Raw genomic sequence first — 8,521 nt, 5'->3', positions numbered from 1 at the left:
GACAGCCGCGGGTTACTCGAACGCCTCGCGCTGGGGTTGTGGGAACGGTACCCCACCGACGAGGCCCGCTACACCCGCCTGCAGGCCATCGCCGTGGCCGCGATCAATGCCCACAAGGTCGCCAAGAAGGCCGGGGTACCCGACCGCGAGCGCTTTGCGGCCTTCTTCGAGGCGATCATGGGGGCGCTGGCCGCGCCCGAACATCCGGTCCTGGCGCAGGCCATGACCGTCAACCAACGGCGCATCCTGGGCCGTCGGCTACGTGCCGTCCTGCCGGCGCCTGACAGGGACCTCGAACCTGCACCTGGGGCCCAGGATGCTTGACGACTCCCATGAGGGCAGCGACGGCAAAGGCATCTGGCTCTGGACCCTCGCCGCGGGCCTGCTGCTCTTCGTCATGGAGTTCATCCTGTTCGCCGCCCTGGTCCCGACCGACTGGGCGCGCCAGGTCAGTGCGCGGGAACTGGCGTCCCTGGTGGACACCGTGGGACCGGCGCAGGCCGACCTCATCCTCGACCGCGCGGTGCGCTGGTATCGGGCCTGTTGCGTGCGCACCGGACTGGAGGCATGGAGTTACCACGTCCTGGTCCCCGATCACCGGATGGCAGGGGCGGGGCTGGAGAAACTGGCCGACAGCCCGGTCTGGCCCTGGCTCGCCGGCCGGGTGCACGTGGTGTGGTGGTCTCTCGGGCAGGCCTGTCAGCGCCTGGCGGTCCTGCTCTTCTGGTGGCCGTTCAGCCTGATCCTGTGCGCAGCCGCTGCGTACGATGCGTTGTTACGGCGGCGCATCCGGCAGCACAGCTTTTCCTATGCCAGTCCGCTGATCCATTTCTGGTCGGTGCGGGCGTTGCTTTGGATACTGATCGGGACTCTGATGTTGTTGGTTGCCCCGATTCCGTTACCGGCGGCGGGAGTGCCGGTTGGGATCGCCGTCGTCGCCGTGCTCGTGGGGCTGGTGCTTGCCAACAGTCAGAAGCGGCTTTAGGCCGGTGGTATTTCCGGTTCGCCCTTGACGTGATGGCTGTCGCCGCCCCTCTGAGCTGACCGGAAATCGCCCGGGACCTTACCAGGCGGGCTTATCTCGCGCACCTCGGCGGGATCGAGGCGTCAGACTCGCCGGTCGGGCACCGCGTTCCGAGTGCGCCCGTCTGCGTTTGCTGGCGGTACTGCATTAGGCCCACGGAATGGGTATCCTTGTAACATCGGACCCCGCGGGGCAAATCCCTATGGCGACGCACGACCCTTCCTACAAGCTGCTGTTCTCCCATCGCAAGATGGTTTCCGACCTGCTCGGCGGCTTCGTGCGCGAGGAGTGGGCCGAGCGGCTGGACTTCAACACATTGGAGCGTGTACGTGAGGTGGGCATCAGCCAGAACCTCCGTCAGCGCGTCGACGATGTCATCTGGCGTCTGCGGATCATTGAGGACGGACGGGCGCGTTGGCTCTACGTCTACATCCTGTTGGAGTTCCAGTCCACCGTCGACCGCATCATGGCCGCTCGGTTCCTCACCTACATCGGCCTTCTCTACGAGGACCTGCACCGGTCGAAAGAGATCGGGCCGGATGATCCGCTCCCGCCGGTGCTCCCCATCGTGCTCTACAACGGCGCCGAGCCCTGGACCGCCAAGACCGACCTGGCGGACCTGATCACCCCGAACCTGCCGCTGCAACTGCGCCACTGGCAGCCCCAGATGCGCTATCTTCTCTTGGAAGAACGCCGCTACCCCGAGGCCGACCTCATCGGTCTGCCCAACGTCGCCGCCGCCTTGTTCCGCTTGGAGAATGCCCAGGCGCCGGAGAACATCCAGCGGGTCATCGCCTGCCTGGTCGAGTGGCTGGCCGGGGCAGAGAACGCGAGCCTGCGCCGTGCCTTCGTCGTCTGGCTCAAGCGCGTGCTGCTTCCGGCGCGCGTCCCCGGCGTCGAGATACCCAATTTCAGCGAGCTACAGGAGCTTCACGACATGCTGGCCGAACGCGTCAAGACTTGGACCCAAGAGTGGAAGGATCAGGGCAGGCAGGAGGGCGAGGCTAAGTTGCTGCGTCGACAACTCACTCGCCGCTTTGGCCCCCTGCCGTCATGGGCTGAGGAGCGCCTTGGTCAAGCCGGCGAGACCGAGCTTGAGGAGTGGGGTGATCGCGTGTTGGAGTGCCGGAGCCTGAAGGAGGTCTTTGGCGGATCGGCTTGAGCGAGTGGGTCATCGGGTGCGGGGAGCTAACGACGAGATTTTTTCGTGGTACGCCCCTTTTTACTTGCAAACGACGTGGTCTTGGCAAAATCTATGATCAAGGCATCTTGGTATTAAGTCCACCACGTGCCTGGTTTATTTGGTTACAATCGTTGGACGCGAGCCCCCAACGCCGCAGGTTGCCCGCGACCGTCCAATCGTATTGCGTCAATCCTGGTTACGACCGGCACAGGTTGTCTGAGTGGCTGGTATAATCATCAAGGTCAGACGGGCGACCGAGCTATTTTTCAACTACGGGGGAAGCAAAATGCATGAAGAAAATATTGAGCTACTGCGAGACGAAGCACAGCGATTGATCAAGCTACAACTGGGTATTCTTCAGCAAATGCTTGATCAGCAAGGTGTTGTCACGCAATCTCAAGCCGATCAAATACAGACGTTTGATCGAAACACCACACCAAAATTTATCGAAATGCTCAAGGGCGAATCGAAGAAGCTAGACCGTCTCGAGATGGTCCTTGCCGTCGTCGGTACCATGAAGGCCGGTAAATCGACTACCATCAATGCTATCGTGGGCACCGAAATACTTCCTAATCGGAGTCGTCCGATGACTGCCTTACCAACGCTGATTGAGCACACGCCGGATCAGCTTGAGCCGGTCCTCGAATTCAGGAACAGATTACCTATCGAACAATTGATGGGCGAACTTTACCAGGCCAGTAAGCGCACTGAAAATCGGACGATTATCGGCGACATGTCGAAAAACAAGGATATGCAGGAATTGTTTGCGCTTATCGAAAGTGGAAATAAGTTTGATCAGTTTTATCATGGTCCTGAATCGATCTTCTGGTTTTTAAAGGTTCTTAATGACTTGGTTCGATTATCCAAAGAGCTGGGAGTTGAGTTCCCGTTTTCCAGCTATGATGAAGTTCATGAGATTCCAGTAATTAAGGTTGAATTCATTCATCTTCGCGAAATGAATAAGGCCAACGGAACGCTTACCCTGCTCGATACCCCAGGCCCCAACGAATCTGGCCAACCCCATCTTCGGAAGATGCTTAAGGAACAACTTGCCAAATCATCTGCTGTGCTTGCAATACTAGATTTTTCACAACTGAAGTCAGATGCCGATGCTCAGGTCAGAGAAGAATTAAAGGAAATCGCGAAGGTTGCGGAAGGGCGGCTGTATGCTTTAGTAAATAAATATGACGAGAGAGATCGAAATAGCGACTCTGAGAAAGATATCAAGGCTTTCGTTGCCAATATACTTATGGAGGGGAATATTAATGAGGATGCAGTATTTCCGGTATCTGCAAAAATTGGGTATCTCGCAAATCGCGCAAAAAGAGAGCTTTTTGCAAATAAAAAACTTCCGGATCCGATCGAGCAACCATGGGTTGCAGATTTTGGTAAAGAGGCGTTTGGCCCACGATGGGAACGGCAAATTTCTAATGTAGAAAACGTCAGAGAGCATGCGGACTTTCTCTGGGAAGACTCACAATTTCATTCTCCCCTCGAAAATGTGATTCGGTCTGCTCATGCGCGTGCCGCAGTGTTTGCGGTTGACTCCGCGTCGGCTAAACTGGTCGATATGTCCGAAAAGCTAGGGAATTTTTTGAACACGCGTGAAACCGCATTGAGCAAGAACTCTCAAGAGCTAAGACAGCAAATCAGTGCCTTGCAAACAGATGTGGATAGTGTTGGAGCGGCTGAAGCTTCGGCAAGAGATGCGGCTGAGAAAATATTAGGTGACTTGGAAAATGGAACAAAGAAAGTATTTGAAACAGTAAAAGAAAATGTATCTTTCAGTATTAATCATTATTTTCAGGAAGGCAAACAAGAGGAGGAAGCTGAATACAATAAGCGGCTACTTTTATTAAAGAGCCAGGAGGCAAAGCGAGTTGGAAAAGGTATTATTGGGAATTTTTTTGAAGGCATTTCGCCGCCCAGCAAAAAAAATCGCTGCGCTCAGATCGAAGCCGATTTTGATTCAAATAGTCGTATCGTAAAGTTCTCTGACGATAGAAAAGCAAGGGAAATGCTGGGAAAAATTCAAGACTCTCTTGAGGATATTGTTAAAAAAAATGAAAGCATCATGAAGAAGGCCATAAATTCAGCATTAAATCAATTCCAGTCTATTTTTTCAAACACCATAATCCTAGAAGCCAAGAGAATTATTGACGACATAGCTATTCGCATGAAGAAAAGCGGATTTCATATCAGCTTGACGATTCCAGATGCATCTTTGTTATATCTGAAAGCTTCCGGTGCCGAGATGCTAGGTGATCTGATCGATGCAAAAACAAAAACAGTCACTAAACGGTATCGGAAAGAGAATGTTTGGGGGAAAATCTGTTCTTGGTTCAATACCGATGACTGGGGTTGGGAAAGTTATTCTGCTCAGGAAGAATATTTTGAAATCGATGTCGACAAGATTAAAAAATTAGTTGATGCTGATATCCAGCGAATTTTTTCCGGACTCGACAAAGATGTTTCGAAACAGATTCGGCAACCATTGCAAGACGGTATCCGCGATTTTTTTGCTGGGTTCCGAAAAACGGTGGAACAGATACGCGGCGATTTACTCCAAAGTATACGTGATCATGAAAGCAGTAAAGACGAGAAGGATACCCTGGCTAAGCGGTTGGCAGCATTGAAAAAGGGTGTTCCAGATATCCGAAGCGACAGCACGGAACTCCGTAAAGACACAACATATCAGTTAAATATTGGTGTCGAAGCTACTGCATGAATACACTATTACCAATTGCTGCTGACGCTGAAATTTGCAAGATATTACAGTGTCTTCCGGAAAAGTTTGTCGTCGATTTTGCTAATGGTATCGACGTAGCTCACGACCATATTCGAGTACAGCATGCCCGCAGCGGTTTCGGTGCCCGACTTTACGATGGATTCACTGGCCGGGACCGTCGGCGCCAAACAGAAATTAATGCTAGTCTCATTGATGGTGTCGAAGCATCTATAAAGTGGCTAAATGAACTTTCGATGTCGCTTGCGAAGAGTAATCTAGCACTGACGCAAGTGAAAAATAGGATCGCGATGATCCAGGGTGCGTTTGTAAAGCTGGCCAATCACTCTGCCGATACGCGACAGCAGCTTGAAGCGCTTTCACTGGAATTGGCCAGGCGCTGTAGACATCTTGAGCAGGAAATCATGCGTGTCGATTCGGTTCAGCGTGCGAATATTCACATTGACCTGGTTTTCAGTAAATGGGAGGCAGGAAGATTTGCCAGCTTCTCGCTTTCTGGGCGCTGTTATGCTGCCTTGGAGGAGTTGCGCTGGGGCGCCTTCGGCGATTTTTTCCGCGACGGAGTTATGTTAGAACGCTCGACTCATTTGGAGATACTTCGGAATCGCGCAATCATTCAGTTGGCGAAAGATGCCCGCAATACGCCAACTTCACGTATCGACATCCGGCAATGGTTTAATCAGCCAACCGGGCGTGGCGTACTGCCTGACGCAACAGGTGCATTGGCTTATATGGGCGACTGGTCGCGCTGTGATCAAGAGCCTTTCGTATATGCCTCCTTACACTTCCCTGACGATCTGCCGTTGCCGGTGCCAAGAATCTGCTCGGCCGAGCGCTTGACGGAAGCCCTAGTTGCCGAAGTCTTCGGAGAGTATTAAAAATGTCGAACATCGAAGTGGGGCTGGTTCTCTCGGGAGGAGGTGCTAAAGGGGCTTATCATGTCGGAGTTCTTAAAGCTCTATTGGAAATGGGCGTGCGTATCAATGCGATAGCGGGGGCAAGCATCGGTGCATTGAACGGAGCTGTATTGGCGTCAGCTCCTTCGCTCAAGGTGGGTGTTGAACGGATGGATAATCTTTGGAACACATTGGCTAATACGCCACCGTTGGCCCCTCATTTTCCCGCATATCTTCATCTGCTACTTGCGGCAGGCCTCAGGATCAACAAGCTTGATTACATCGTGCAACTCGCTGGACTGAAACAGGCAGAAGGCATTGGCATCCCTTTCATATTGGAACTACTTAGTGTCGGCTTACTATCATCAAATCCATTGATTCGTTTAATGGAGCAATATTTCGATCCGGACGCGCTTGAACATGGGTTGCCGCTCTATGTCTCGGTTTTCAAGAGTTGCGGACCACTGGAGGACACCCTCATGGTATTGATGGCTGAATCGGGGATACTCGAATCGCCAGAATCTGAATTCTTGCATATCCAGAGGTTGCCTAAGGACCAACAAAAGGATGCACTGCTAGGATCTGCGGCGATTCCTCTGTTATTTGCGCCGCGTCATCTGAATAACTCAATTTATAGTGATGGGGGTATCGGAGGTTGGCAACGTATGCAAGGAAATACTCCGGTTACTCCCCTTTTACAGGCGGGCATTAATACATTGATTGTTACACATCTTTGCGATGGTTCTCTGTGGAGTCGGCATGATTTTCCCGAGGCGATGATTCTCGAAATTCGGCCACAATCCCCCATAGGGCGGAGTGGTGGTTTGAGTGATTTATTGGGATTCGATGCCCATAAAATTCCATCCTGGATTGAACAAGGGTATAGAGACACTTTACACTGTGTCGGCAGAGTCATCGAAGCGACAACAGTCCGTAATAAATTACGTTTCTCAGAAGCAAAATTAAACAATGACGAAGATCAATTTATGATGCTGGATAAAGACTTATCCGAAGCGATGGGGCGTCTAGAGAACCCATCAGGATATAGCGAAAAATGACTGATCCCTGCGAGACCACCCACCTGCGTTGTGGAAAGAGGCATCGAGTACAGCCATGACCAGCGCGGTCGAGGAGACTTCTGCTGTCGAGCGAAATAGCGAGCGAACATAGGGGACGTACCACGATATCCTTCGCCGACATCCCCATACGATACTGCATCCATGCGACGGGTTCATTACTCTGTCTCAGAACTCCCTGCGCCTGCAAGCCTGGCCTCGCGCGCTGACTGCCGGGCTCGGACGGATACCACTCACCTGATCCCGGGGGCGGACTGGTCCGGCTGGTGTCGAACAGGTGCCGATCGCGGCGAGTCTGAGAAGGGCCTCACGGGAGCGTCTCGGCGAGTACCCTGAAGGGAAACGAGCGCTCAGGCCGGCTGTTCCCGGCCTTGGATCAACCCCCCTTCCCGCATTCCCCCCAATAATCCGCACCTTCAGCTCTCACGGTCCCCGCCCGCCGCGCAGCACACTGCGCCCATGGCTGACCCAACCGAAATCCCCAAGTACATCGACGACCCACCGCTGATCCTGCTGTGGCGCGTCGATGATCTCGTTCCGATCGTCCTGTGTCTGGTCATCGGGATTTTCACCGGCAGTCCCGGGACGCTGTTCAAACTGATCGTCCTGGGCGTCCTCCTGGTGCGCCTGTACTCCAAGTACCGCGAGCGGCGCCCCGACGGGCACGCGCTGCACTTCCTCTATTGGTACGGCCTGCTGCCCCTGCGTGGGCGTACCACCCCCAATCCCTTCTGTCGGCGGTGGCTACCATGAACCTCCAGCGATTTCTCGCCACCTGGGCCGGGCTGACGCTGGAGAACCGGGTTAACCGCCTGATCATCCTGCTGCTCATCGGCGTGAACTGCGTGTTGGCGGTGACGATCAACCAGACCGATCGCACCGTGGTGCTGGTGCCGCCGGTGCTGGAAGGGGAGGTCTCGGTCGCCCGCTCCTCCGCCAGTCAGGAGGTCCGGGAGGCCTGGGCGCTGTTCGTCGCCGAACTGCTCGGCAACGTCACCCCCACCAATGCGGAATTCCTGACCAAGGCCCTGGAGCCACTGCTGGCACCGGCGCTGCGGGTCGACGTGCTGCGCGTGCTGGACGCCCAGGTCGCGGAGATTCGCCGCGAAAAGGTCAGTCTGGCCTTTGAGCCGCGGGAGATCAGCCGGGACCCGGCCAGCGGCACGATCTACATCACCGGCACCCATGTGACCAGCGGACCGGCTGCCAAGCCGGTCAACAAGTCACGCACCTATGCCCTGCGTGTCGAGTTCAAGAACTACCGTCCGGTCGTGGTCTTCCTGGATTCCTATCCCGGGGAGCCGCGCGTCGGCGCCACCGTTGGGAGCCCGCGATGACCCGTCAACCGACTCTGTTCGCCTTGTGCGTCTCACTGGCACTCGGCACCGCCCAGGCCGCGCCGGAGCCCGACCCCGGGGCCGCGATCCCGCGGGTCGCCTGCGACCTGTTGGATGTCCGCACCGCGGCGGCGGGACCCCGTGCTGACCCGGTCGGGACCAGCGAAAGCTCCCCGGGAGGGGCACCGACCATTCGCCAGGTCGGCGGACTCGACCTGGCCGCCCGCCGGACCAGCAGCGCCCCCGAGCGCCGTGGCGG

General features: G+C 55.1%; 8 protein-coding genes and 1 pseudogene. All 9 read left to right on the top strand.

What is annotated here, in order from left to right:
- The coding region (locus QZY44_RS20840) for a hypothetical protein (RefSeq protein WP_295451268.1) at positions 1 to 324 on the top strand (324 nt) is incomplete at its 5' end.
- Positions 317 to 985: a DUF4400 domain-containing protein gene (locus QZY44_RS20835; protein WP_295451265.1), complete on the top strand. Its 669-nt coding sequence runs from the start codon at positions 317 to 319 to the stop codon at positions 983 to 985. The genes QZY44_RS20840 and QZY44_RS20835, both read left to right, overlap by 8 nt.
- Before the next feature lie 241 nt (positions 986 to 1,226).
- A complete protein-coding gene (locus QZY44_RS20830; protein WP_295451262.1) occupies positions 1,227 to 2,186 on the top strand; it encodes an Rpn family recombination-promoting nuclease/putative transposase in 960 nt (319 codons plus the stop codon).
- A gap of 241 nt (positions 2,187 to 2,427) precedes the next feature.
- Positions 2,428 to 4,935, top strand: coding sequence for a dynamin family protein (locus QZY44_RS20825; protein ID WP_295451255.1), 2,508 nt, complete (start codon positions 2,428 to 2,430; stop codon positions 4,933 to 4,935).
- Positions 4,932 to 5,831 carry a diguanylate cyclase regulator RdcB family protein gene (locus QZY44_RS20820; RefSeq protein ID WP_295451246.1) on the top strand — a complete coding sequence of 300 codons (900 nt, stop codon included), beginning with the start codon at positions 4,932 to 4,934 and terminating at the stop codon, positions 5,829 to 5,831. The genes QZY44_RS20825 and QZY44_RS20820 overlap by 4 nt, the downstream gene beginning before the upstream one ends.
- Positions 5,832 to 5,833: 2 nt before the next feature.
- A complete protein-coding gene (locus tag QZY44_RS20815) occupies positions 5,834 to 6,907 on the top strand; it encodes a patatin-like phospholipase family protein (RefSeq protein WP_295451236.1) in 1,074 nt (357 codons plus the stop codon).
- Between the two features lie 477 nt (positions 6,908 to 7,384).
- On the top strand, positions 7,385 to 7,678 hold the full coding sequence (gene traL, locus QZY44_RS20810; RefSeq protein WP_295451233.1) for a type IV conjugative transfer system protein TraL: 294 nt from the start codon (positions 7,385 to 7,387) through the stop codon (positions 7,676 to 7,678).
- On the top strand, positions 7,675 to 8,262 hold the full coding sequence (locus QZY44_RS20805) for a TraE/TraK family type IV conjugative transfer system protein (RefSeq protein WP_295385038.1): 588 nt from the start codon (positions 7,675 to 7,677) through the stop codon (positions 8,260 to 8,262). The genes traL and QZY44_RS20805 overlap by 4 nt, the downstream gene beginning before the upstream one ends.
- Positions 8,259 to 8,521, top strand: a pseudogene (locus tag QZY44_RS20800) (hypothetical protein); the annotation flags it as partial. The gene QZY44_RS20805 and the pseudogene QZY44_RS20800, both read left to right, overlap by 4 nt.

Source organism: uncultured Thiodictyon sp. (assembly GCA_903837595.1).
Classification (GTDB): domain Bacteria; phylum Pseudomonadota; class Gammaproteobacteria; order Chromatiales; family Chromatiaceae; genus Thiodictyon.
Note: the sequence above shows the minus strand (reverse complement) of the source record. Positions and strands in the feature narration are given on the sequence as shown.

Coding starts and splice junctions, on each gene's coding strand:
- traL (WP_295451233.1), top strand. CDS start 7,385: ATGGCTGACCCAACCGAAATCCCCAAGTACATCGACGACCCACCGCTG.
- QZY44_RS20830 (WP_295451262.1), top strand. CDS start 1,227: ATGGCGACGCACGACCCTTCCTACAAGCTGCTGTTCTCCCATCGCAAG.
- QZY44_RS20815 (WP_295451236.1), top strand. CDS start 5,834: ATGTCGAACATCGAAGTGGGGCTGGTTCTCTCGGGAGGAGGTGCTAAA.
- QZY44_RS20835 (WP_295451265.1), top strand. CDS start 317: ATGCTTGACGACTCCCATGAGGGCAGCGACGGCAAAGGCATCTGGCTC.
- QZY44_RS20805 (WP_295385038.1), top strand. CDS start 7,675: ATGAACCTCCAGCGATTTCTCGCCACCTGGGCCGGGCTGACGCTGGAG.
- QZY44_RS20820 (WP_295451246.1), top strand. CDS start 4,932: ATGAATACACTATTACCAATTGCTGCTGACGCTGAAATTTGCAAGATA.